This is a genomic window from Streptomyces sp. NPDC002324 (genome assembly GCF_053593335.1).
In genome coordinates this window covers 57,261-79,291 of sequence record NZ_JBSFCF010000034.1, presented here as the reverse complement: position 1 = coordinate 79,291, position 22,031 = coordinate 57,261, and the positions used below count along the sequence as shown (strand labels likewise).

17 protein-coding genes and 2 pseudogenes are annotated in these 22,031 nt (G+C 70.5%); 12 read left to right on the top strand and 7 right to left on the bottom strand.

All coding sequences use genetic code 11. The annotated features are described in order from the left end of the window. The first annotated feature begins 272 nt into the window (after positions 1-272). Both ACWCRJ_RS33720 and ACWCRJ_RS33715 read left to right on the top strand, forming a co-directional pair. Entirely contained in the window at positions 273-932 is a 660-nt protein-coding gene (locus tag ACWCRJ_RS33720) for a TetR/AcrR family transcriptional regulator (protein ID WP_450942856.1), read from the top strand. Positions 933-1,049: 117 nt separating this feature from the next. Continuing rightward, complete coding sequence (locus ACWCRJ_RS33715; protein WP_450942855.1) at positions 1,050-2,609, top strand: MFS transporter; 1,560 nt, start codon at positions 1,050-1,052, stop codon at positions 2,607-2,609. A 413-nt stretch (positions 2,610-3,022) separates the two neighbouring features. Here the strand turns inward: ACWCRJ_RS33715 and ACWCRJ_RS33710 are convergent, their stop codons facing one another. After that, positions 3,023-3,529, bottom strand: a complete 507-nt coding sequence (locus ACWCRJ_RS33710) for a MarR family winged helix-turn-helix transcriptional regulator (protein WP_450942854.1) — start codon at positions 3,527-3,529, stop codon at positions 3,023-3,025. Between the two features lie 207 nt (positions 3,530-3,736). Between ACWCRJ_RS33710 and ACWCRJ_RS33705 the strand changes: the two genes are divergently transcribed. Both ACWCRJ_RS33705 and ACWCRJ_RS33700 read left to right on the top strand, forming a co-directional pair. Continuing rightward, entirely contained in the window at positions 3,737-4,522 is a 786-nt protein-coding gene (locus ACWCRJ_RS33705) for a dioxygenase family protein (protein WP_450942853.1), read from the top strand. Positions 4,523-4,714: 192 nt separating this feature from the next. Further along, positions 4,715-5,056 (top strand): annotated as a pseudogene (locus ACWCRJ_RS33700) (DUF1330 domain-containing protein); the annotation flags it as partial. A gap of 125 nt (positions 5,057-5,181) precedes the next feature. Here ACWCRJ_RS33700 and ACWCRJ_RS33695 read toward each other — a convergent pair. Next, positions 5,182-5,739: an N-acetyltransferase family protein gene (locus ACWCRJ_RS33695; protein WP_450942852.1), complete on the bottom strand. Its 558-nt coding sequence runs from the start codon at positions 5,737-5,739 to the stop codon at positions 5,182-5,184. A gap of 191 nt (positions 5,740-5,930) precedes the next feature. Here ACWCRJ_RS33695 and ACWCRJ_RS33690 point away from each other — a divergent pair, with 191 nt between their 5' ends. Beyond that, the gene (locus ACWCRJ_RS33690; RefSeq protein WP_319367286.1) at positions 5,931-6,929 is read left to right on the top strand and encodes a sigma-70 family RNA polymerase sigma factor; all 999 of its coding nucleotides are present in this window, start codon (positions 5,931-5,933) and stop codon (positions 6,927-6,929) included. Between the two features lie 579 nt (positions 6,930-7,508). On the opposite strand, the gene ACWCRJ_RS33685 is transcribed toward ACWCRJ_RS33690, so the two are convergent. Further along, positions 7,509-8,483, bottom strand: coding sequence for a helix-turn-helix transcriptional regulator (locus ACWCRJ_RS33685; protein WP_450942851.1), 975 nt, complete (start codon positions 8,481-8,483; stop codon positions 7,509-7,511). Positions 8,484-8,616: 133 nt separating this feature from the next. Between ACWCRJ_RS33685 and ACWCRJ_RS33680 the strand changes: the two genes are divergently transcribed. The 5 genes from ACWCRJ_RS33680 to ACWCRJ_RS33660 all read left to right on the top strand — a co-directional run bounded on the left by ACWCRJ_RS33680 (position 8,617) and on the right by ACWCRJ_RS33660 (position 15,106). Beyond that, positions 8,617-10,140, top strand: coding sequence for an MFS transporter (locus tag ACWCRJ_RS33680; RefSeq protein ID WP_450942850.1), 1,524 nt, complete (start codon positions 8,617-8,619; stop codon positions 10,138-10,140). Positions 10,141-10,381: 241 nt separating this feature from the next. Then, entirely contained in the window at positions 10,382-11,200 is an 819-nt protein-coding gene (locus ACWCRJ_RS33675) for a DeoR/GlpR family DNA-binding transcription regulator (protein ID WP_450942849.1), read from the top strand. Beyond that, positions 11,197-12,144, top strand: coding sequence for a 1-phosphofructokinase (pfkB, locus tag ACWCRJ_RS33670; RefSeq protein ID WP_450942848.1), 948 nt, complete (start codon positions 11,197-11,199; stop codon positions 12,142-12,144). The genes ACWCRJ_RS33675 and pfkB overlap by 4 nt, the downstream gene beginning before the upstream one ends. A 301-nt stretch (positions 12,145-12,445) precedes the next feature. Further along, a complete protein-coding gene (locus ACWCRJ_RS33665) occupies positions 12,446-14,539 on the top strand; it encodes a PTS fructose transporter subunit IIABC (protein WP_450942847.1) in 2,094 nt (697 codons plus the stop codon). Between the two features lie 288 nt (positions 14,540-14,827). Continuing rightward, entirely contained in the window at positions 14,828-15,106 is a 279-nt protein-coding gene (locus tag ACWCRJ_RS33660; protein ID WP_450942846.1) for a hypothetical protein, read from the top strand. Between the two features lie 104 nt (positions 15,107-15,210). Here the strand turns inward: ACWCRJ_RS33660 and ACWCRJ_RS33655 are convergent, their stop codons facing one another. The 4 genes and pseudogenes from ACWCRJ_RS33655 to ACWCRJ_RS33640 all read right to left on the bottom strand — a co-directional run. After that, positions 15,211-15,969 carry a DUF6227 family protein gene (locus tag ACWCRJ_RS33655; RefSeq protein ID WP_450942845.1) on the bottom strand — a complete coding sequence of 253 codons (759 nt, stop codon included), beginning with the start codon at positions 15,967-15,969 and terminating at the stop codon, positions 15,211-15,213. Between the two features lie 157 nt (positions 15,970-16,126). Next, complete coding sequence (locus ACWCRJ_RS33650) at positions 16,127-17,344, bottom strand: L,D-transpeptidase (RefSeq protein ID WP_450942844.1); 1,218 nt, start codon at positions 17,342-17,344, stop codon at positions 16,127-16,129. Positions 17,345-17,618: 274 nt separating this feature from the next. Continuing rightward, complete coding sequence (locus ACWCRJ_RS33645; RefSeq protein WP_450942843.1) at positions 17,619-18,650, bottom strand: P1 family peptidase; 1,032 nt, start codon at positions 18,648-18,650, stop codon at positions 17,619-17,621. Further along, positions 18,640-19,662: pseudogene (locus ACWCRJ_RS33640) on the bottom strand (low temperature requirement protein A); the annotation flags it as partial. The pseudogene ACWCRJ_RS33640 and the gene ACWCRJ_RS33645, both read right to left, overlap by 11 nt. A gap of 139 nt (positions 19,663-19,801) precedes the next feature. On the opposite strand from ACWCRJ_RS33640, the gene ACWCRJ_RS33635 reads away from it, so the two are divergent. Together ACWCRJ_RS33635 and ACWCRJ_RS33630 are read left to right on the top strand one after the other, a co-directional pair. Then, positions 19,802-21,592 carry a recombinase family protein gene (locus ACWCRJ_RS33635; RefSeq protein ID WP_450942842.1) on the top strand — a complete coding sequence of 597 codons (1,791 nt, stop codon included), beginning with the start codon at positions 19,802-19,804 and terminating at the stop codon, positions 21,590-21,592. After that, positions 21,589-21,939 (top strand): hypothetical protein, encoded by a 351-nt coding sequence (locus tag ACWCRJ_RS33630; protein ID WP_450942841.1) that lies wholly within the window; start codon positions 21,589-21,591, stop codon positions 21,937-21,939. The genes ACWCRJ_RS33635 and ACWCRJ_RS33630 overlap by 4 nt, the downstream gene beginning before the upstream one ends. Positions 21,940-22,031: the final 92 nt, after the last annotated feature.

The window sequence follows — 22,031 nt, the reverse complement described above, 5'->3', positions numbered from 1 at the left end:
TTCGAGGGGTGCGCGGGCGCGCGCTGGAAGGGCCGAACGTGGGCATCGGCGCCCGGCCGCGCGGCGGCTGATCCGCCCGCGATCGAGGCGTGGCCGAGATGAGGTCCAGGTGTGATCCAGGTCACATGGAAAGTCTCGGCGAGGGGAAATAACCGGGGATCGTTTCCCCGTTTAGCCATGTGTCCGAGCGAAACGGGGACTCCATCCCCGGATCGTCACCGGGCGCCCCCACACCACCGGATCAGTCAGCAGAAGTCGCAGAGGAGTACGCCGTGGAGACCGCCACCGCCACCGCCGTACGTCGCAAGGTGTCCCGCCCCCGGGCCGACGCCCTGCGCAATCGGGAGCGGATCGTCGGTGCCGCCCGGGAGATGTTCGTGGAGTTCGGCCCCGATGTGCCGCTCGACGAGGTCGCCCGCCGGGCCGGCGTCGGCAACGCCACGCTGTACCGCAACTTCCCGGACCGCGAAGCGCTGGTCCGTGAGGTCGTGTGCTCGGTCATGGACCGTACGGCCCTCGCCGCCGAGGTCGCGCTCACCGAGACCGGTGACGCGTTCGAGGCGCTCTCGCGCTTCGTGCACACCTCGGCCGACGAGCGGATCAGTGCCCTCTGCCCGATGATCCAGAGCACGTTCGACGCGCACCACCCCGACCTGGAGGCGGCGCGCGAGCGCCTGGAGGATCAGGTCGAGGGGATCATGAAGCGCGCCCGGGACGCCGGGCAGCTCCGCTCCGACGTGGGCGTCGGCGACCTGATGATCGCCGTCAGCCAGCTCAGCAGGCCCCCGGCCGGCACCCAGTGCGGAGGCGCCGACCGCTTCCTCCACCGCCATCTCCAACTGTTCCTGGACGGCCTGCGCGCCCCGGCCCCCTCCGAACTGCCCGGTGCCCCGGTGACCGTGGAGGACCTACGGAGGCCGCGCCCGTCCTGAACCGCTGAACCGCTGAACCCGAGGCTGTCGACGACGACACGCCGTTCGCTCGCGACGCCCTCGTTTCCGCACCCGATACCGATCTTTCCGTCACGAAGTCCCGAAGTGGGTACCTCCATGTCCGAAACAGTCCGCAGCGCCTCCGGAGCACCCGGATCGGCGGCCGATCAGCGAAACGACGCGCACGCCACCCGCTGGAAAGCGCTCGTCTTCATCGCCCTCGCCCAGCTGATGGTCGTGCTCGACGCGACCATCGTGAACATCGCCCTTCCGTCCGCCCAGCAGGATCTGGGGATATCGGACGGCAACCGTCAGTGGGTCATCACCGCCTACGCGCTGGCCTTCGGCGGTCTGCTCCTCTTCGGCGGCCGTATCTCCGACCTGTGGGGCCGCAAGCGCACCTTCGTCACCGGTCTGATCGGCTTCGCCGGTGCCTCCGCGCTGGGCGGCGCGGCCACCGGTGAGGCGATGATGCTGGGCGCCCGCGCACTCCAGGGCGCCTTCGGCGCGCTGCTCGCGCCCGCCGCGCTCTCCCTCCTGGCCGTGATGTTCACCGACGCCAAGGAGCGCGCCAAGGCGTTCGGCATCTACGGTGCGATCGCCGGCGGCGGCGGTGCCGTGGGCCTGATCCTCGGCGGCTTCCTCACCGAGTACCTGGACTGGCGCTGGACGTTCTTCGTCAACATCCCGTTCGCGATCATCGCGGCGGTCGGCGCGTACTTCGTCATCATTGAGCCGGCGGGCGGCCGCAACCGCTCCCCGCTCGACATCCCCGGCGTGGTGCTGTCCACCCTGGGCCTGGTCTCCCTGGTCTACGGCTTCACGCGGGCAGAGTCCCACGGCTGGGGCGACTCGATGACGATCACCCTGTTCGTCGCCTCGGCGGTGCTCCTCGCGGCCTTCGTGGTCGTCGAGTCCAAGGTCAAGGCCCCGCTGCTGCCGCTGCGCGTGATCACCGAGCGCAACCGTGGCGGTGTCTACCTCTCCCTCGGCCTCGCGATCATCGCGATGTTCGGCCTGTTCCTCTTCCTGACCTACTACCTGCAGATCGTGAAGGGGTACTCGCCGGTCAAGACGGGCTTCGCCTTCCTGCCCATGATCGTGGGCATGATCACCGGCTCGACCCAGATCGGCACCCGCCTCATGACCCGGGTCGCGCCGCGCCTGCTGATGGCCCCCGGCTTCCTGGTCGCCGGCCTCGGCATGCTTCTGCTGACGCAGATGGAGGTCGACTCCTCGTACGCCGGTCTGCTCCTGCCGGCCCAGCTGCTGCTCGGCCTCGGTATGGGTACGGCGTTCATGCCGGCGATGTCCCTGGCGACGTACGGGGTCGAACCGCGTGACGCGGGCGTGGCCTCCGCCATGGTCAACACCTCGCAGCAGGTCGGCGGCGCCATCGGTACGGCGCTGCTGAACACGGTCGCCGCCTCCGCGACCACCTCCTACGTCGCGGACCACATCGGTTCGGCCACCTCGAAGCCGGCCGCCCAGCTGGTCCAGCTCCAGGGCATGGTCAACGGTTACACCACCGCCATCTGGTTCGCCGTGGGCATCCTGGTGGCCGCCGCCACCATCGCCTTCACCTTCGTCACGACGGGCAAGCCCGACATGACGGCGACGGCGGGATCGGACGCGGACGCGACGGACGAGCTCAAGGTCCCGGTGATCGCCCACTGACAGCGGATCCGGACTGACGGAAGGGGAGGGGTGGGGCAGGGGACCGAGTCCCCTGCCCCACCCCTCCCGTCATCACGCACGCGAACTCCGCACAAGAAGCACAACACGCAACAAGCACGGCCGGTCGGCCGGCCGACCGGGCCCAGAGCGCTCGGCGGGACCTGCGCCCCCAGGCGGCCGACGCTCGTAGCCAGACGCCAGACGCCAGACGCCAGACGCCAGACGCCAGACGCCAGACGCCCGACGCTCGTAGCCAGTCGCCCGACACCGCACACGATCGACCGGTCCACCGAACCTCCGACCCACCAGCCCGACGGCGCCCACCTGGCCCCGCATGGACCCCCGGCAGTCCTAGGCACCCCCGCGGACGCGGCGACCCCGACGACCCCACCGCGAAGAACCCCGGCGGAGCGCTACCGCAGCCACGGCAGATCCGCCCCCGCCTCGCTCGGTTGCAGCCCCTCCGCGACGATCCCCATGATCTCGCCGAGGGCTTTCTGCTGCTCATCCGAGAGCCGGTCGAACAGAGCCTGGCGCACCGCGCCCACATGCCCGGGCGCGCTCTTCGCGAGCATCTCCCGGCCCCCGTCCGTCAGCACCGTGAACTGGCCCCGCTTGTCCGACGGGCAGTCCTCGCGCCGTACCCACCCGTTCTTCTCCAGCCGGGCCACGGCGTGCGACAGCCGCGACCGCGTGATCTTCGTCTGCATCGCCAGCTCGGTCATCCGCAGCCGGCGTTGCGGTGCCTCGGACAGCACGACGAGCAGGTGGTAGTACAGGTGGGGCATGCCCGCGTCGCGCTGCAACTGGCGGTCGAGATGGTCTTCGAGCAGGGTCGTGGCGTGCACGTAGGCGAGCCAGGTGCGCTGCTCCTCGTCGGTGAGCCAGCGGGGTTCTTCCTCAGTGGATGCGGTCTTCATGCTCCCACTGTACGAGGCCCCTTCTTGAAATTTGAACTATAGAGATGTAAGGTGAAACAAGAAATATTGAGACTTCAACTACTGGGGAGTTGGAAGGAGTCTCAAGCGCCTGGTGCGCCAGGCGAATCCAAGGAGACAGAAGCGACCACCGGGCCCGCCGAGGCGCGCGTGTCGTGGTGCGTCGCGCGTGTTGAGGGAGTCACCCCTATGTCCGCCGCCACCGCCGAGCGCATGCCCGCCCTGTACCTGAGCCACGGGGCCCCGCCGCTCGCCGACGACCCGATCTGGCCCGGCGAACTCGCCGCCTGGTCCGCGACCCTGCCCCGCCCCAAGGCCGTGCTCATGATCTCCGCCCACTGGGAGGAGGCCCCCCTCGCCCTCGGCGCGACCGAGACCATCCCCCTGGTCTACGACTTCTGGGGCTTCCCCGAGCACTACTACAAGGTTCAGTACGCCGCCCCGGGCGCCCCCGAGCTGGCCGCCTCGGTCCGCAAGCTGCTCCAGGCCCCCGGCATCCCCGTCCAGGACATCCCCGACCGGGGCCTCGACCACGGCGCGTACGTCCCCCTGGTGGAGATGTTCCCGGCCGCCGACATCCCGGTCCTGCAGATCTCCATGCCGACCCTCGACCCGCGGAAGCTGATGGACATCGGCCGCAAGCTCGCCCCCCTCCGCGACGAGGGCGTGCTGATCATCGGGTCCGGTTTCTTCACCCACAACCTCGCCGCCCTCCGCCAGGCCGGCACCCCCACCTGGTCCACGGAGTTCGACGACTGGGGCAACCGGGCCCTCGAATCCCGCGACTGGGACGCCCTCCTCGACTTCCTCCACAAGTCCCCGGCCGGGCAGCTGGCCCACCCCCGCACGGAGCACTTCGCCCCCCTCTTCGTCACGATGGGCGCGGCCGAGGCCTCCGGCGAACTGGACGCCCAGCGGTCGGTGATCGACGGCTTCTGGATGGGCCTGGCGAAGCGGTCGGTGCAGTTCGGGTAGTGGGTCCGGGCGACCTGTCCTGTCCGCGCGGGCCGGGGCTCCTTACCCCGGAGGTCATCGACCCCGGCCCCTACGCCTGGCAGTCTCGTCGGCGTCAGGGGCGGCGAGTCCGGCGTTCGAGCCCCCGCCCGCGTGAGTCCGGCCGCCGGGCCCCGCCCGTGTGAGCCCGACCGACCGGAGGGACCCCACCTCATGCCCGCGTATGCCATAGCCCACCTCAGGGACGCCGCCCCGCACCCGGAGATCGCCGAGTACATCGAGCGCATCCCCGCCACTTTCGAGCCGTACGGCGGCCGCTTCCTCGTGCACGTCGCCCAGCACGAGGTGAAGGAGGGGAGTTGGCCGGGAGCCGTCGTGGTGATCGGCTTCCCCGGGATCGCCGAGGCGCGGAGCTGGTGGGACTCGCCCGCGTACCAGGAGATCGCCCCTTTGCGGTCACGGCACATCACGGGCGACATCATCCTGGTCGAAGGGGTACCCGAGGGCTACGACCCCACCGCCACGGCCAAGGCGATGCGGGAATCCCTGTCCACCGAGTCCCTGTCCACCGAGTCCCTGTCCATCGAACGCCCCTTGGTGACCGAGTCCCTACCCGCTGAGCCCAGGCCCGCCGAGTAGCAGCACGGGCCTCAGTGCTCCGGCCCTCAGTGCTCCGGGCCTCAGTGCTCCGGCCCCATGTGCCCCAGATGTTCTGTCTCGTCGAGCCTCTTCTCGTACCAGGCCACATCCCAGTACCGCCCGAACTTCCGCCCGACCTCCCGATACGTGCCGACGTACCGGAACCCGAACCGCTCGTGCAGCCGCGTCGACGCCTCGTTCGGCTGGGCGATCCCGGCGTAGGCGCGGTGGACGTCCTCGTCGGCGAGTGCCTCGAAGAGGGCCGTGTACAGCAGCGTGCCCACGCCCCGGCCGCCCGCGTCCGGGGCGAGGTACACCGACACCTCCACCGAGGTGTCGTACGCCGGTTTCCCGCGAAACGCGCTGCTCGTGGCGTACCCCAGAATCCGCTGTGAGTCCTTCGCGGTGGCAACCATCAGGCGGTGCGGGCCGTCTTCAGGGTGGGAGAGCAGCCAAGGGCGGCGCTCTTCCGGAGCGAAGACAGCGGTATCGAATGTGATGGGCGTCTCACGGACATAGTGGTTGTAGAGGTCGGTGAGGGCGGCGAGGTCGGTCTCGACTCCTGGTCTGACCTGCACCTCTGCGGACTCTCCGGACATCTCGCCTCCTCCTGCGGCGGCACAGGGTACTGCAAGATCAGAAAAATAGTGGGACCGGTGGGGAATTCTGTCCTGATTCCAGTCGTTGTTTCCTTCGGAAGCAGGGCACTCGGGAGAGTGTCCGAGCGGCCGCATCGAGACACGTAGGACCAGATACGACCCTGCCAGCCCACCATCGCAAGGGAGCACGCATGGCAACCCGTGCCGTCGCCGCTCGTCGTTCGTCCGCCTCCGGCCGGACCGACGCGGCTCGCAGCGTTCGCGCCTCTGGCGGCGAGATCGCCGACCGCGACCTGGTCGGCATGTACCTCGACGAGATCGCGCGTACACCGCTGCTCGACGCCGCCAAGGAAGTCGAGCTGTCCCAGGTCATCGAGGCGGGTGTGTTCGCCCAGCAGATCCTCGACGGCGAGGAGGAGGCCAAGGCGGACGCGACCCGCGAAGAGCTCGAAGCCCTCGTCGCCGACAGCGAGCGGGCCAAGGACATCTTCATACGGTCCAACCTGCGCCTTGTCGTGGCCGTCGCCCGGCGCTATCCGCGCAGCGGCCTGCCCCTGCTCGACCTCATCCAGGAGGGGAACGCGGGCCTGGTCCGCGCGGTGGAGAAGTTCGACTACCGCAAGGGCTTCAAGTTCTCGACGTACGCCACCTGGTGGATCCGTCAGGCCATCACCCGGTCGATCGCGGACCAGTCGCGCACCATCCGGCTGCCCGTCCACCTGGTCGAGGAGCTGGGCCGGATCCGCCGTGTGCAGCGTGAGTTCAACCGCGAGCACGGACGCGACCCCGAGCCCGCCGAGATCGCCGCGGAGCTGGGTTCCAACGCGGACCGCGTCACCGACGTCCTCGACTGGGCCCGCGACCCGGTCTCGCTGAACATGTCGGTGGACGACGACGGCGACACCCAGTTCGGCGACCTCCTGGAGGACACCTCCGCGGTCTCGCCCGAGCAGTCCGTGCTCACGCTGCTGCGCAGCGAGGAGCTGGACGGCCTCATCGGGCGCCTCGACCAGCGCACCGCGTCCATCATCAAGATGCGGTACGGCATCGAGGACGGCCGCGAGCGCACCCTCACCGAGGTCGGCAAGGAACACGGGCTCACCCGCGAGCGGATCCGCCAGATCGAGAAGCACGCCCTGCTCGAACTGAAGAAGCTGGCCCGCGACACGGGCTTCGACGCGGTCGCCTGACCCCCGACCCACTCGTTCGAGGAGCAGTACGGCGACCATCGCCGAGTACGGACCAAAGACCCCGTACGGCCCAACCCCTGGGGCCGCCACGGGGCTTGGCCCGGTGTACCGACGTACGCCGGCCACGACTTGGCCGTTTCTGTGCCGCCAGTTGGCCGTACTACGCCGCTTCAACTCCCCGTTCCCGGGGCACAAGACTTCCGGGCCCACGACTTCACCGGCCCGGAGCCGCCAGGCCCGGGACCCGGAGTTCGACGCCCCCCGGACTCCACCGCAGGACCCCCGACCGCACCGAGACCATCCGAAGCCAAGTCCCGACGCTCTCCCCCCAGCGCCGGGACTCTCCGAGAGCCGGGCTTCGGCGCCTCCCCCCCCTGGCGCCGAGGCCCGGCTTCTTTCCGTGGCGGGCCGGGCCGGGCTGGGCTGGGCAAGGGCGACGGTGAGGGGGGTGACGATGGCCGAACCCGCACGTCAGAGCGCCTCACGGAACCCGCACGTCAGGGCGCTCGCGGAACCGGCACGTCAGGGCGCTCGCGGAACCCGCACGTCAGGGCGCTCGCGGAACCGGCATCGCGGGCCTCACTCCTCGGCCCCGTCGGCCGCCCGGGTCAGCCGCGCGCCCAACTCCCGTACATACCCCACCAGTTCCGGCGGTCCGTGCACGGTGAACGCGCAGTCGACCACGGCCAGCCGCATGGCCAGCCACTCCACGGAGTCGCCGACCGAGGCCCGCAGACGACAGCTGTGCTCGTCGACGGGTTCGGGCGTACCCAGCCAGTGGGGCACCCGGGCCGCGATGACCTCGGCCGGCGCGGCGAAGGTGACGTCGACCGCGAACGTCTCCTGCCGCCGGTACATCGACTGCCGTAGATACTCCTCCACGCTCCCCGTCGGCAGCTCGCGCGGCGTGAACCGGGCGCCCGTGGCGAAGGGCTCCTCGACCCGGTCGACCCGGAAGGTGCGCCAGTCGGCGCGGTCGAGGTCGTACGCGACGAGATACCAGCGGCGCCCGGTCGAGACGAGCCGGTACGGCTCGCAGTGGCGCCGCGAGTCGGTGCCGTCACCGGAACGGTAGGCGAAGCGCAGCCGCTCCTGGCCCGCCACCGCCGAGGCCATCACGGTCAGCGTCTCGGGTGCGACTGTCGCCCCGTCGCCGCTGGTCAGGGGGGTGGTGGCGGCCTGCAGCGTGGAGACCCGGTGGCGCAACCGCGACGGCAGCACCTGTTCGAGCTTGGCGAGCGCCCGTACCGACGCCTCCTCCACGCCCTCCACCGCGTGCCCGGCCCCGGCCCGCAGCCCCACCGCGATGGCGACGGCCTCCTCGTCGTCCAGCACGAGTGGGGGCATCGCCTTCCCCGCCACCAGCCGGTACCCGCCCTCGGCCCCCATGGTCGCCTGCACCGGATAGCCCAGCTCGCGCAGCCGGTCGACGTCCCGGCGAACGGTCCGCCGTGAGACCCGGAGCCGATCGGCGAGTTCACCGCCGGGCCACTCGCGGGGCGTCTGGAGGAGGGAGAGGAGCTGAAGGAGCCGCGCCGGGGTGTCCGTAGTCATGGATCGAGGATGCCGCAGAAGTAGGACATGATCTGACCTACTGGACCTCTACCTTCAAGGCATGACCTCGACAACGAGCGCCCTGAAGGGGCGCGGGGAACTGCGACACCAGCCCCGATCTACCGCCAGTGACATGACCACAGTCACCGAAACGGCGCTCCCCGCACCCCCCGACGCCGACCGACGGCGGTGGATCGCCCTCGCCATCGTCATGACGGCCGCCTTCATGGACCTCGTCGACGTCACCATCGTCAACATCGCCATCCCCTCCATCCAGCGAAGCGAACACGCCTCGTTCAGCCAGATCCAGTGGATCACCGCCGGCTACGCCCTCGCCTTCGCCGCGGGCCTCGTCACCGGCGGCAGGCTCGGCGACATCCACGGCCGCCGGCGGATCTTCCTCCTCGGCATCGGCGGATTCACGGTCGCCTCCGCGCTGTGCGGCCTCGCCGCGAACCCGGAGATGCTGGTGGCGGCGAGGATCGCGCAGGGCGCGACCGCCGCGCTGATGGTGCCGCAGGTGCTGTCGATCGTGCACGCGACCTTCCCGGCACACGAACGCGGCAAGGTCTTCGGGCTGTTCGGCGCGATCGTCGGCCTCGGCGCGGTCTCCGGCCCGCTGCTCGGCGCCCTGCTCATCGAGTGGAACCCGCTCGGCCTCGAATGGCGGGCGATCTTCCTGATCAACCTTCCGGTCGGCATCGCGGGCCTGATCCTGGGCCGTCGTTTCATCACCGAGTCCAAGGCCCCGCACGCCCTGAAGCTGGACCTCGTGGGCGTCGCCCTGGTCACGGCCGGCCTGCTGATGCTGCTCTACCCCCTCACCCGGGGGCGGGAACTGGGCTGGCCGCTGTGGGGATACGTCTCGATGGCCGGCTCGCTGGCCGTGTTCGCGGCGCTGGTGGCGTACGAGCGCCGCAAGACCGCGCGCGACGGGTCCCCGCTCATCGAGCTGTCGCTGTTCAGGGTGAAGAGCTTCGCGGCGGGCATCGCCGTGCAGACCGTCTTCGGTATCGCCCTCGGTGTCTTCTTCCTCGTCTGGACGCTCTACCTCCAGACCGGCCTCGGCTGGAGCGTCCTGCGGTCCGGCCTCACCGGTGTCCCGTTCTCCCTGGCCGTGTCGGTGGCGGCCGGCGTCTCGGTCCAGAAGCTCGTCCCGCGCTTCGGCCGCAAGGTCCTCCAGGCGGGCGCGCTGCTGATGGCGGCCGGAGTGCTGCTGTACCTGGCCGAGTCCGTACGGTACGGCCTCGCCATCACCCCTTGGCAGATGGCGTTCCCGCTGGTTGTGATGGGCGCGGGCATGGGTCTCATCGTCGCCCCGCTGACCGACGCGATCCTCTCCGGAGTGCCGCGTGAGCACGCCGGGTCCGCGTCCGGACTGATCAGCACGGTCCAGCAGATGGGCAACGCGCTGGGACTCGGCCTCGTCGCCGTCGTCTTCTTCGGTGTCATGGACGACCACCTCGCGCCGACCGACATCGGCCCCGCCTTCGTCGACGCCTTCGAGTACGCGCTCGGCTGGGTGGCAGCGGTCCTGCTCGCGATCTTCCTGCTGATGTTCGCCCTGCCGGGACGGGCCGCGGCGGAGACGGGAGCGTCGGCGCCCGTAGAAGGCGGTGACCGGGCGTCCGCGCGAGGCGATGAGCCGGTGCGCTGACCGGTGGAGGGCCTGCTCGCCGCCGAAAGGCGGACGGCGGACGGGAGCGGGGCCGGGCACCCTCGGGGGGCCGGGCCCCGCTCCCGTCGTACGTCTCGGTCGTGCCCGCTCATGCCCGCTCATGCCCATTCATGTCTGCCTTGGTGCCCCGAACCGCCCCGAACCTGTTTACTTTCCGGACATCCCGGCGTAGTCTCCGAGCGAAACCACAGAATCGGGCACCAGTCGGAGGCGAACGGACATGTACGCACCCGAGCGGCAGCAGGAGATCCTCCGGCTCGCGCGCGACGGCGGCCGGGTGGACGTGGTGTCGCTGGCCGAGCAGTTCCAGGTCACGGCCGAGACGATCCGCCGGGATCTGAAGGCCCTCGACCGCGCCGGCCTCGTCCAGCGGGTGCACGGCGGCGCGATTCCCGCCGGCCGTCTGGACTTCGAGCCCGACCTCGCCGAACGCGAGGGCACCGCCGCCGACGAGAAGGACCGCATCGCGCAGGCCGCACTCGCCGAACTGCCGAGCGACGGCACGATCCTCCTCGACGCCGGTACGACGATCGCGCGCCTCGCCGCCGCCATCCCGCTGGAGGCCGCCCTCACCGCGGTCACGCACAGCCTGCCGATCGCGGCCCGTCTAGCCGACCACCCGGGCATCCAGCTCCATCTGGTCGGCGGCCGTGTCCGCACCCGCACCCGCGCCGCCGTGGACGCCTGGGCGCTGCGGGCCTACGGCGAGATCCGCGCCGACGTCCTTTTCGTGGCCGCCAACGGCTTCTCCGTCGACCACGGCCTGACCACGCCCGACCTCGCCGAGGCCGCCGTCAAGCGCGCGGCGGTGGCCGCCGCCCGGCGCGTGGTGCTGCTCGCCGACTCCTCCAAGCACGGCCAGGAGCACTTCGCCCGCTTCGGCGACCTGAGCGACGTGGACCTGCTCATCACCGACAGCGGACTGAACCCCGAGGACGCCCTCACCATCGAACGCAAGGGCACCGAGGTGCTGCGCGTCCCGGGCGCCGCACCCGCCGGCCGTTCCACCGCGACCGCGGGCCGGAAAGACCGCTCATGATCCTCACCGTCACCCCGAACCCGTCCCTGGACCGCACCTACGAGGTCCCCTCCCTCGACCGCGGTGAGGTCATCCGGGCCACCGGCGAGCGCATGGACCCGGGCGGCAAGGGCGTCAACGTCTCCCGGGCGGTCGCCGCCGCCGGCCGGCGCACCGTGGCCGTACTGCCCCTCGGCGGAGCACCGGGCGCGCTGGTCGCCGACCTGCTCGACGCACAGGGCATCGAGGTCGCCCGAGTGCCCGTGGCCGGGGCCACCCGCTCCAACATCGCCCTCGCGGAGGCCGACGGCGTCCTGACGAAGATCAACGCGCCCGGCCCCGAACTGTCCGCCCCCGAGCGCGAGCTGCTCCTGGAGACCGTCCGCGCCCAGTCCGCCGACGCCTCCTGGATCGCCTGCTGCGGCAGCCTCCCGCGAGGCCTCGCCCCGTCCTGGTACGCCGAACTCGTCGCCCGGGCCCACGCGGCCGGCGCCCGCATCGCTCTGGACACCTCCGGCCCGGCCCTCCTCGCCGCACTCCGCGAACGCCCGGACGTCGTCAAGCCCAACGCCGAGGAGCTCGCCGAAGCCGTGGGCCGGCCCCTCGCCACGATCGGCGACGCCGTGAAGGCCGCGGAGGAACTCCGTGAGATGGGCGCCGACGCGGTGCTGGCCAGTCTCGGCGCCGACGGCCAGCTCCTCGTCGACGCCTCGGGCGCCTGGTTCGGCACGGCCCGCGTCGACGCCGTCCGCAGCAACGTCGGCGCCGGCGACTCCTCCCTCGCCGGTTTCCTCATCGCCGGCGGCCATGGTCCCGAAGCCCTCGCCTCCGCCGTCGCCCACGGCGCCGCCGCCGTCCAGCTCCCGGGCAGCGTCATGCCGACCCCGCGCGACCTGGACCCGGCGGCGGTGACGGTGACGGCGGAGGTGCCGGCGGACCGGGTGCTGAGGGAGGGGGTGTCGTGATGGGGGGATCGGGGGCGAACGTTCGTTTTGTTTGCTCTTGTGTGAACGGGCCTGCGCCGTGCCCCGCCGCCCCCGGGCGCTCGCGAACGAACGTTCGTTTTGGCGGCTGCCGTGCGAACGAGCCTGCGCCCCGCCCCGCCGTCCCGCCCGGCGTCCCGCGAACGAACCTTCGTTTTGCGTTACCCACCACCACACACCGGCACCACCCCCGGCCGTCCCTGCAGGCCCGGGCCCCCCACCCTTCCCTCCCCACCCCCGCCCACCACATCCCCCGGGCGATACGCGTGCGAAGGAGCCCGCGATGAGCGAGATGATCACCGCGGATCTGGTCGACCTCGACCTGTCCGCCGATACGAAGGAAGCGGCGGCGCGTGCCCTCGCCGAGCGCATGGTGGCGAAGGGCCGGGTCACCGACCTGGACGGTTTCCTCGCCGACGTGGCCGCCCGTGAGGCGCAGATGCCGACCGGCCTCGACGGCGGCATCGGCATCCCGCACTGCCGCAGCGAGCACGTCACCGAGCCGACCCTCGCCTTCGGCCGCAGCGCGGCCGGTGTCGATTTCGGCGCGCCCGACGGCCCCGCCGACCTGATCTTCCTCATCGCCGCCCCGGCGGGCGCGGACGACGCCCACCTCACGATCCTCTCCTCCCTCGCCCGTCAACTGATGAACACCGAGTTCACGGACGCCCTGCGCGCGGTGGACGACGCGGCCCGTGCCGCCGCGCTCGTCCGGGGCGACGACGCGACCGAGGGCACCGAAGACTCCGCGGCGGCGTCGGGCGGAACGGCCTCCCTCGACGCCGCCGCGGTCAGTACGACCCCGGCCAGTACGACCCCGGCGCCGACTGCCGAGGAGGCCGCCCCGCGGGAGGCGGCCCCGCAGGAGATCGCCGAGGCCCGCCCGTTCCGTATCGTCGCCGTCACCTCCTGCCCCACCGGCATCGCGCACACCTATATGGCCGCCGAGTCGCTGGAGAACGCGGGCCGGGACGCCGGTGACGTGGAGATCGTCGTCGAGACGCAGGGCTCGGCCGGTTTCTCCCGCCTCGACCCGGCCGTCATCGCCGCCGCCGACGGCGTGATCTTCGCCCACGACGTGCCCGTACGGGAGAAGGACCGGTTCGCCGGGAAGCCCACCGTCGACGTCGGCGTGAAGGCGGGCATCAGTCGCCCCGGCGCACTCATCGCCGAGGTCCGTCAGAAGGCCGAGCGCGGCGAGGTCACGGCCGCCCCCCGGCCCGGCACCCCCGTCGACCGGGCGGGCGAGTCCGGCGACGGCTACGGCACCAAGCTGCGCAAGTGGCTGATGTCCGGCGTGAGTTACATGGTCCCGTTCGTCGCGGCGGGCGGTCTGCTGATCGCCCTGGGCTTCGCGATCGGTGGCTGGGAGATCAACAAGGCCAAGCCGGTCACCGAGCACTTCGTCTGGCTCCAGGCCGACAGCTGGGCGGCCCTGCTGTTCCAGATCGGCGCCGTCGCCTTCGGATTCCTGATCCCGGTCCTCGCCGGATACATCGCGTACGGCATGGCGGACCGGCCGGGTCTGGTCCCCGGCTTCGTCGGCGGCATGATCGCCGCCAACATCAACGCCGGCTTCCTCGGCGGTCTGGTCGCCGGTCTGCTCGCGGGCGCGGTCGTCCTCGGTATCCAGCGGATCAAGATCCCGCCGGTGATGCGCGGGATCATGCCGGTGGTCGTGATCCCGCTGGTCTCGTCGCTCGTCGTCGGCTTCCTGATGCTGGTGGTGATCGGCAAACCCATCGCCGAGGCCCAGAAGGGCATGACGGACTGGCTGAGCGGCCTCTCCGGCAGCAATGCCGTCATGCTCGGCGTCCTCCTCGGCCTGATGATGTGCTTCGACCTCGGCGGCCCGGTCAATAAGGTCGCGTACGCCTTCGCCACCGCCGGTATCGCCGTGCAGGACCCCAGCCCCGCCGCGATGAAGATCATGGCGGCCGTCATGGCGGCCGGTATGGTCCCGCCGCTGGGCATGGCGCTCGCCACCACGATCCGCAAGAAGCTGTTCACCACCGCCGAGCGCGAGAACGGCAAGGCGGCCTGGGTGCTCGGCGCCTCGTTCATCTCCGAGGGCGCGATCCCCTTCGCGGCGGCCGACCCGCTGCGCGTGATCCCGGCGTCCATGGCGGGCGGCGCCGTCACCGGCGCGCTGGCCATGGCCTTCGGCTCGACCCTGCGCGCCCCGCACGGCGGCATCTGGGTCACCCCGCTGATCGGGAAGCCGCTCCTCTACCTGCTGGCCATCGCGATCGGTACCGCGGTCACGGCCGGCTTGGTCATCCTCCTGAAGGGCGTGCGCGGGGCCCCGGCGGGCACGGCGCCCGAGTCCGCGCCCGCGGCGGTCGCGGCGGAGACGAAGGAGCCGGTCGCGGCCTGAACCCGTGACCGTACGCAGGCCGCGGCCCCCGCTCGGCAGGGGATCGCGGCCTGACGCGCGCCTTCGCCCCGTGGGCGCCCGGTCCACCCCGTGCGCCCGGTCCACCCCATGTGCCAAACCCGCCCCATGTGCCAAGTCCGCCCCATGCACCCAATCCGTCCCTTGCGCCCCGTCCGTGCCGTGCGTCCCTTTGGGCGGCTTTGCCTCCCGTGTGACGTGTGCGCCGTACCTGCGAGATACGTCACGGTCCGGGCTCAAAGTCCCATCCGGTGGTGTCTACTGGACGGCATGCCTGAGCACGTGTCGATCCTCCAGCCTCTGGGCCTGGCAGCCCTCGCCCTCGCGTCGGTCATCTGGGTCGCCGTGCTGGTCCGCGTACTGAGCCGGGACCACGAGGTCCACCGCGGCCGCTTCGCCGGCCTGACCGGCCGACGCGGGCAGCGCCTGCGGGGCCTGCCGCACCAGCGCCGCAAGGGCCCCCATGTGGAGCACGTGGAGCTGACCCCGGCGGAGCAGGACGCCTTCGCGTTCCTGGCGCGCCAGTTCAGCGACGACCGCCTCGCCTGAGCCCGTCACCGGCCGGTCCGGCCGGGGCGTCCAGCCGGTCCGGCCGCGGCGTCCAGTCGCAACGCCCAGTCGCAACGCCCAGTCGCAACGCCCAGCCGAAGCGCCTAGCCGAGCGTCCCCGCCCGCCGCTCCATCGCGTCCCGGGCCGCGTCCTCCGTCGCGTACACCTCGCACATGTGGCGTCCGTCCGGTGTGGCCGTGTGCTCGACCTCCCACAGGGAGATCTCCTGCCCGTCCGTGAGCAGGAACGCGTGCTCGTAGAGCGAGAAACTCCAGCCGGGCCGGCCGTGGCGCGCGGGACGGTGCGGGCGTCCGAAGGCCTGGGTGATCTCGTGCGCGAACGCGGTGCGCAGCAGCAGTGTGGCGAGTTCGTCCCCGGGAGGGTCCGGGTTCTCCGCGCGCCGCAGCAGTCGACGGGCGTGGTCCGCCGAGTCGTCCGGCACGTACTCGTGGCGCGGCTCGGGGAACGCCGCCAGCTCCACCACGGCGGGCAGTTCGAAGTCGGTGGCGTCCGGCGGCAGCGGCAGGCGCGCGGTGGCGGCCCGCAGCTCCTCGTCGTCCGTGTACACCTCGTGCTGGATCTCGCTGCCGAGCGCCGTGTTGTGCACCAGCTCCCACAGGGTGACGGCGGAACCGTCGGCCAGCAGCCACGTGTGCCGGTACGTCGCCCGGTGCAACCCCGAACTGTAGTGCGCGGAGTGCAGCGAGCTGTCGTGCGCGAGGGCGCAGTCGAGCCGTCGAATCGTCTCGTCGGGCAGCTCGAAGGAGTTCAGGGCACGGCCGAGGAGCCGCGCGAGGTGCTCCTCAGGAGACTCGGGCGACTCGGGTGGTTCGTACGCTGCCGTCTCGTACGGAACGCTCAAGGTTTCTCCCGGCGTTGCTGCATGTCACCTTGTGGGTGCATACCGTAGCCCCTCGGTCGGACATCATGTCCGGGAACCGAGAAAACGTACGCCCGTAAAACGAGGGAGCCGCGCGGTCTGTTCCCGCGCGGCCCCACGAACTCGCAGAACAGGGTGGTCAGATGCCGTCCCCTGCTGTCCACTCGCTCCACGGCATGTTCCAGCCGTTGAGGCCGTTGTCCGGCGCGACCGTCTTGTCGGGGGAGTTCTTGACGATCACCACGTCGCCGACGAGGGAGTTGTCGAAGAACCACTTGCCGAGCGTGTCGCCGTTCGCCCCCTGGGCGTCCGCGAGGCCGATGCAGCCGTGGCTCGTGCCCTCACGCCCGAACGGCGGGTTGCCCCGGTTGTACCAGTAGTTGCCGTGAACGAAGGTGCCCGACGTGGTCAGCCGCATCGCGTTCGGCACGTCCGCGATGTCGTACTCACCGCCGAAGCCCACCGTCGAGCCGTTCATCCGCGTCTGCCGGAACTTCTCGGAGATCACCATCTGGCCGTTGTACGTCGGGTTCGCGGCGGCGCCCGCCGAGATCGGCACGGTCTTGAGCGTCTTCCCGTCCCGCTCGACCGTCATGGTCTGCGTGTTCACGTCGACCGTGGAGACCTGCGCGCGCCCGACCGTGAAGGTGACCGTCTTGTCCTGCACGCCGTAGAGGCCGTTCGCGCCCTCCACGCCGTCCAGGTCCAGCTTCATCGTGACCTTGGACCCGGCCTTCCAGTACTCCTCGGGCCGGAAGTCCAGACGCTGCGCCCCGAACCAGTGCCCGACCACCTCCTGCCCACTGCTCGACGTCACCTTGATGTGCGACTGCACGGCCTTCTTGTCCGTGATGGCCTTGTCGAAGGTGAACGACACCGGCATCCCGACCCCGACCGTGGTGCCGTTGTCCGGGGTGTACGTCCCGATGAAGCTGTTGGCCGTCGACACGGTCGTGAAGATGGAGTTCGCCGCCGCCGTCTTCCCGGCCGTGCTCTTCGCGGTCGCGGAGATCCGGTACTTCGTACCGCGCTCCAACTGCTCCTTCGGCTTCCAGGACCGCCCGTCCGCGGCTATCTCGCCCGCCACGGCCGTGCCCCCCTCGACGGCGGTCATCTTCACCTCGGTCAGCTTGCCGCCGCTGACCTTCACCCCGGTCGCGTTGATGGACGCGCCCGTCGATCCGTCCTTCGCCGAGATCGTGATCCGCGCCACCGCGTCCTCGGCCGAAGTCCCCTTGCCACCACTCTTGTTGTCAGCCTGGGCGTCTCCGCCACAGCCGGTGAGGGTCAGCGCACCGACCACCAGCACGGCACAGGTCCCCAGTGCCTGCCGTACAGCAATCTTCGGCCTTGTCACGATCTGCTCCAGCTTCTTCGCGTCCGCGTGATCCGCGTGATCTACGTGCTCCGCTCCGGTACGAGGAGAGAGAGCGAGCGGCGGCCGAGAGGGTTCCCCCTGACTCCCGCCTGACGGCATCACGTGACAGAACCGGGACAATCGCCCCCGGCGGCATCCGAAGAACGCTGGAACTACCGACTTCTCAGATCCCGTTGACCCCCACCACTCCCATGACCCCCACCACTCCCATGACCCCCACCACTCCCATGACCCCCCTCGCGCCCCTCACTCCTCATGCTTCTCCGTACAACTCCCCGTACGACGGCCACACACCACCCGGCCCGTCCACCGACTCGGCGGCCCGCACCGCCCGCACGATCGCCCGCGTCACGAGGTCCGCCCCCGCCGCGAGGAGTTCGTTCAGCGCGAGGGGGCCGGCCTGTGGCGGCAGCGGCCGGGCGCCCGTCGCCAGGGTGAACACCGTGTCCCCGTCGTTGAGCAGATGCACGGGACGCACGGCGCGGGCGATGCCGTCGTGCGCCGTCCCGGCCAGCTTCTGGGCCTGGGCGCGGGTCAGGTCGGCGTCGGTGGCGACCACGGCCAGCGTGGTGTTCATCGGGGGAGGCGGGCTCTCCGCGGCGGCCTCGGCGATCCGGCGCCGCGCGCTCTCATGGACCTCCGGCGCCGGATACGCCCTACGCCCCTGGAACAGCTCCCCGTACAGCACCCCCGTCTCCGGATCCGTCACCGAGCCCGCCGCGTTGGCCACCACCAGCGCGGCCACCGTGATGCCCGACTCCAGCACGGTGCTCGCGGTGCCGATGCCACCCTTGAGGAGCCCGACCGTCGCCCCCGTCCCGGCACCCACGCAGCCTTCCGCCACCGGGGCACCAGGCCCGCTCGCGTCGGCCGCCTCGACCGCGGCCCGGCCGAGGGCCGCATCGGGTCTGGCCCTGAAGTCCCCGCCCCGGCCCAGGTCGAAGACACAGGCCGCCGGCACCACGGGCACCACGTGCGCCGGGTCGCGGCCGACCCGCACGCCCCGCCCCCGCTCCTCCAGCCAGGCCATCACACCCGACGCCGAGTCCAGCCCGTACGCGCTGCCGCCGGTCAGGACCACCGCCTCGACCTTCTGCACGAGGTTGCGCGGGTCGAGCGCGTCCGTCTCCTTGGTGCCAGGGCCGCCCCCGCGCACGTCCACGGCCGCGACCGCGCCGCCCGCCGGGGCCAGCACGACCGTGGTCCCGGTGAGCCAGCCCCCGCCGACCCGGGTGGCGTGACCGACCCGCAGGCCGGCGACGTCGGTGAGCGCGTCAACTGCCATGGGCGTCACGGGTGTCGTGGGCCGGGCTCGTCCCGAGGTCCCTGTAGGTCTCCTCGGCACGGTGGTCGCGGGCGCTGAGCGCGACCCCGGCCGCGACCGTCACGGCGGCCACGACGCCCGCGGTCAGGACCGCCCAGTGGCCCAGGAACGTGCACACGACCACGGCCAGCGCGGAGAGCGGCAGTACGGCCTGGCGGGCCGTGCCCACCTTGTAGTGGCGGGCGTGCAGAGCCCATACGGAGAGGAGATACAGCGCCGTCGGCAGGGTCACCGCGGCGGACGCGGCCAGTGTGGAGATGTGCGCCTTGCCCACCGCCTGCTCGACCGCGACCTCCAGCCCGGCGCCGATCGCGGCCGCCGAGGCGAAGATCAGGTAGTGGCCGTAGCCCCACAGGAAGCTCTCCCTGGTGGAGCGCAGATGGCCGTGGATGGGGACGGTGAAGTAGACCCACCACGCCGAGAACACGATCAGCAGCCCGCCCGACGCGATCGGCAACAGCTCGCCCAGCGCGTCCTCGTCGTCCACCGCGGACTTGACGGCGACCGTCGCCGCCAGGATCGTCTCGCCGAGCACGATGATGGTGAACAGGCCGTACCGCTCGGCGATGTGATGCGGATGCCAGGACGTCTGGAAGCCTCTCTCCGCGAACACCGGGACGGACAGTTCGGCGATCGCCATCACCAGGAACAGCCACGGCCGGGCCGGCTCCGGGAGGACCAGCAGCCCCAGCCAGCCGACCTGGCAGAGCGCCACACCAGCCGCGTACCGCAGTGCCGTGCCCCGCTCGGGCCCCGTCGCGGTCCGCGCGGCGCGCAGCCACTGCGCGGTCATCGCCAGCCGCATGATCACGTACCCGAGCACGACCAGCAGCCAGTCGTGGTCCTCGAAGGCCCGGGTGACCCCGGCGGCGAGCACCAGCACGCCGGCGATCTGCACGAGGGTCACCAGTCGGTACGGCACGTCGTCGTTGTCGTACGCCGAGGCGAACCAGGTGAAGTTCATCCAGGCCCACCCGTGAGCCAACGGAGCAACACCGCTCTGACCTGGGGTTCTTTACAAACTCCCCCTGTGTAGCCCGTAGGGCCGCACGGCGGGCAGCGAGTAAGCACCCCAAGCCGAGGGCGGTACGACTTCGGCGAACGGATGACAGATGGAACGGGAAGACCTCCCCGCGCTGCGTGCCCTCGGGTTCAACAACGACGACGAGCTGAGGGCGCTCGGTCTCTGGGAACCGGCGACCGGCGACCCGGAGACGCTGGCAGAGATGTACGTCCGGCGGTCCAAGAAGAAGGACACGTTGGCAGCGCTGCGGGCGCAGGTGCGTCAGATGTGCGCGCAGGCCGACCGGGACGAAACCAAGATCCGCCACGTCTGGTTTGAACAGAAGTCAGCGAGTAAGGCGTACATCCGGCGCGAGGAATTCGAGAGCTCCACAGCGGCAATCGTGGCCGGTCTCTCAAAGACGCTGTATGTGTTCAAGACGAGCCGACTTTCCCGCAGGGGAATGGGTCAGGTCGGCCTCTTGCTCGACACCTTTGAGGAACGGCGGGCGCGCATCTACGTAGTTGCGGAGCACATGGATTCGCGCAAGGCGCGAGGGATGTTTGCCTGGGTCTCGGAGCAGGCTCGCGATCAGGCAAAGGACATTGCCGAGTTCACCAAAATTGGAATCGACGCCCACAAGGCTGAGGGGCGCTGGCCGGGTGGTCTAGCCCCGTACGGCCTCGAATGTCCCAAAGGGACGGGAAAGCTGCGGCACCTCACCAGCGAGTACCCGACAGCGCGCCGGATCGCTGAATGCCTGCTCGCTGCGATGGTCCCGGCGAAGATCGCGGACATGCTGAACAGCGAGGGGAAGCGGACGCGGAAGGGGGCAATGTGGCGGGCGCAGACCATCATTCACCTTGCCAAGTCGGTTAGCTGGGCCGGTCTCATTCCGAACCGCGAGCGCGCGACGGATGAGTACGGAAACCCGATCGACAAGTATTTCCGCAGCATCGATCCGCTGAGGGATGCAAAAGGGGTTCCGATTTCCTGCGGCGATGGTGTCGTCACATATGACGAGTTCCTGAAAATCAACGCCTTGATCTCTGGCCGGTCTCGCGCTGCGTCGGGTTCTGCGATCGGAGACAAGCGACGGGGAATACGTCAGCCGGTCACGATCATGACTGACCTGTTCAAGTGCCCGCACTGCAAGGGCCCCATGGGGAACGGTGGGAGGAATTACAACTGCCGTAACCGGGCCACCATGGGTGAGGCAGTTTGTCCGGGTGCAGCCACTCAGAGGCAGCGCGTAGACGACGCAATGGCTGAACTCTGGCAGGGGCACATTCTGAGGCTCGCCCCCGACTCGGAAACCATTCAGAACATTGCCCGCCGCTGGCTCAGCTACCAGGACCCGGCGAAGGAGGACCGTAAGCGCCACGTGTCCGCAATGCTCGAAAGCGCCGTTGGCCGAGAAATGAAGCTCGAAAAAGAATTCTTTGTTCTCCAGAAGATGAGCGAAGAACGATTCGAGAGCTTGCGGGAACAGTTGGCCGCGCAAATCGCCGAACTTAAAGCGGAGTTGGCCGAACTCAGCAAGGAAGCGGACCTGTCTGTGCTTATGGACTCCAAGGCGCTGACGTCGATTTGGAACAGCGAGGGAATCGAGGGGCGGCGCGCCCTCCTCGCAGCGGCCGTCAAGTCGGTCACGATCACACCGGCCAAGTGCCGGGGAGACCGGACCCCGATTCATGACCGGTTGGTAGTCGAGTGGCGGGACGCAAAGGACCTGGCCGCCGGTAACGCCATCGCCGCCGGGGTGGAGTTCGTAGAGGTGACCCGACAGCGCCGTAAGGCCGCTGAGAGGGCCGCACAGGGACCGGATGAGGGAATGTCAGCGCCGACCCGTAACGTCCCGTCAGAGAGCCACGCAGCACAGTTGGAGATCCCCGCATGACACACCGCCCGACCCCCGAGGAGATAGCCGCCGAACTCATGGCGACCGTGGCCCGGAACACCCCGGCCCGACTCGCTGAGCGGGAGCGGCAGGAGCAATCGGCCAGCGGGAGCCGGAAGGCAGCAGCCGCCCGCAGGAAGGCCGAGAGGGAGCGGGACGCACTCATTGAGGAGCGGGAGCGCCAGCGCGAGGAGCGAGAGGCCGAGAGGCAGCGTCAGCGGGCCGACAGGCAGGCAGCGAGGCAGGCCGAGGCCGACCGCGTAAGGCAGGTCAAGGAGGAGCGGGCGGCGCGCATGAGAGCCGCTGTGGAGAGGGAGAGGCAGAGGGAGGCCAGCAAGCCCCTGTAGGGCCGACTGAGAGCCGTTGAGAGCCCCGGCGAGGACTTCCCCGCCGGGGCTTTCCCATGCCCGCAGACGGGCTCACGGGGACCCGGGCAGAA

Bases quoted from the DNA above. Each gene is read 5' to 3' on its own strand.
- ACWCRJ_RS33715 (WP_450942855.1), top strand. From the start codon at position 1,050: ATGTCCGAAACAGTCCGCAGCGCCTCCGGAGCACCCGGATCGGCGGCC.
- ACWCRJ_RS33710 (WP_450942854.1), bottom strand. From the start codon at position 3,529: ATGAAGACCGCATCCACTGAGGAAGAACCCCGCTGGCTCACCGACGAG.
- ACWCRJ_RS33705 (WP_450942853.1), top strand. From the start codon at position 3,737: ATGTCCGCCGCCACCGCCGAGCGCATGCCCGCCCTGTACCTGAGCCAC.
- ACWCRJ_RS33695 (WP_450942852.1), bottom strand. From the start codon at position 5,739: ATGTCCGGAGAGTCCGCAGAGGTGCAGGTCAGACCAGGAGTCGAGACC.
- ACWCRJ_RS33690 (WP_319367286.1), top strand. From the start codon at position 5,931: ATGGCAACCCGTGCCGTCGCCGCTCGTCGTTCGTCCGCCTCCGGCCGG.
- ACWCRJ_RS33685 (WP_450942851.1), bottom strand. From the start codon at position 8,483: ATGACTACGGACACCCCGGCGCGGCTCCTTCAGCTCCTCTCCCTCCTC.
- ACWCRJ_RS33680 (WP_450942850.1), top strand. From the start codon at position 8,617: ATGACCACAGTCACCGAAACGGCGCTCCCCGCACCCCCCGACGCCGAC.
- ACWCRJ_RS33675 (WP_450942849.1), top strand. From the start codon at position 10,382: ATGTACGCACCCGAGCGGCAGCAGGAGATCCTCCGGCTCGCGCGCGAC.
- pfkB (WP_450942848.1), top strand. From the start codon at position 11,197: ATGATCCTCACCGTCACCCCGAACCCGTCCCTGGACCGCACCTACGAG.
- ACWCRJ_RS33665 (WP_450942847.1), top strand. From the start codon at position 12,446: ATGAGCGAGATGATCACCGCGGATCTGGTCGACCTCGACCTGTCCGCC.
- ACWCRJ_RS33660 (WP_450942846.1), top strand. From the start codon at position 14,828: ATGCCTGAGCACGTGTCGATCCTCCAGCCTCTGGGCCTGGCAGCCCTC.
- ACWCRJ_RS33645 (WP_450942843.1), bottom strand. From the start codon at position 18,650: ATGGCAGTTGACGCGCTCACCGACGTCGCCGGCCTGCGGGTCGGTCAC.
- ACWCRJ_RS33635 (WP_450942842.1), top strand. From the start codon at position 19,802: ATGGAACGGGAAGACCTCCCCGCGCTGCGTGCCCTCGGGTTCAACAAC.
- ACWCRJ_RS33630 (WP_450942841.1), top strand. From the start codon at position 21,589: ATGACACACCGCCCGACCCCCGAGGAGATAGCCGCCGAACTCATGGCG.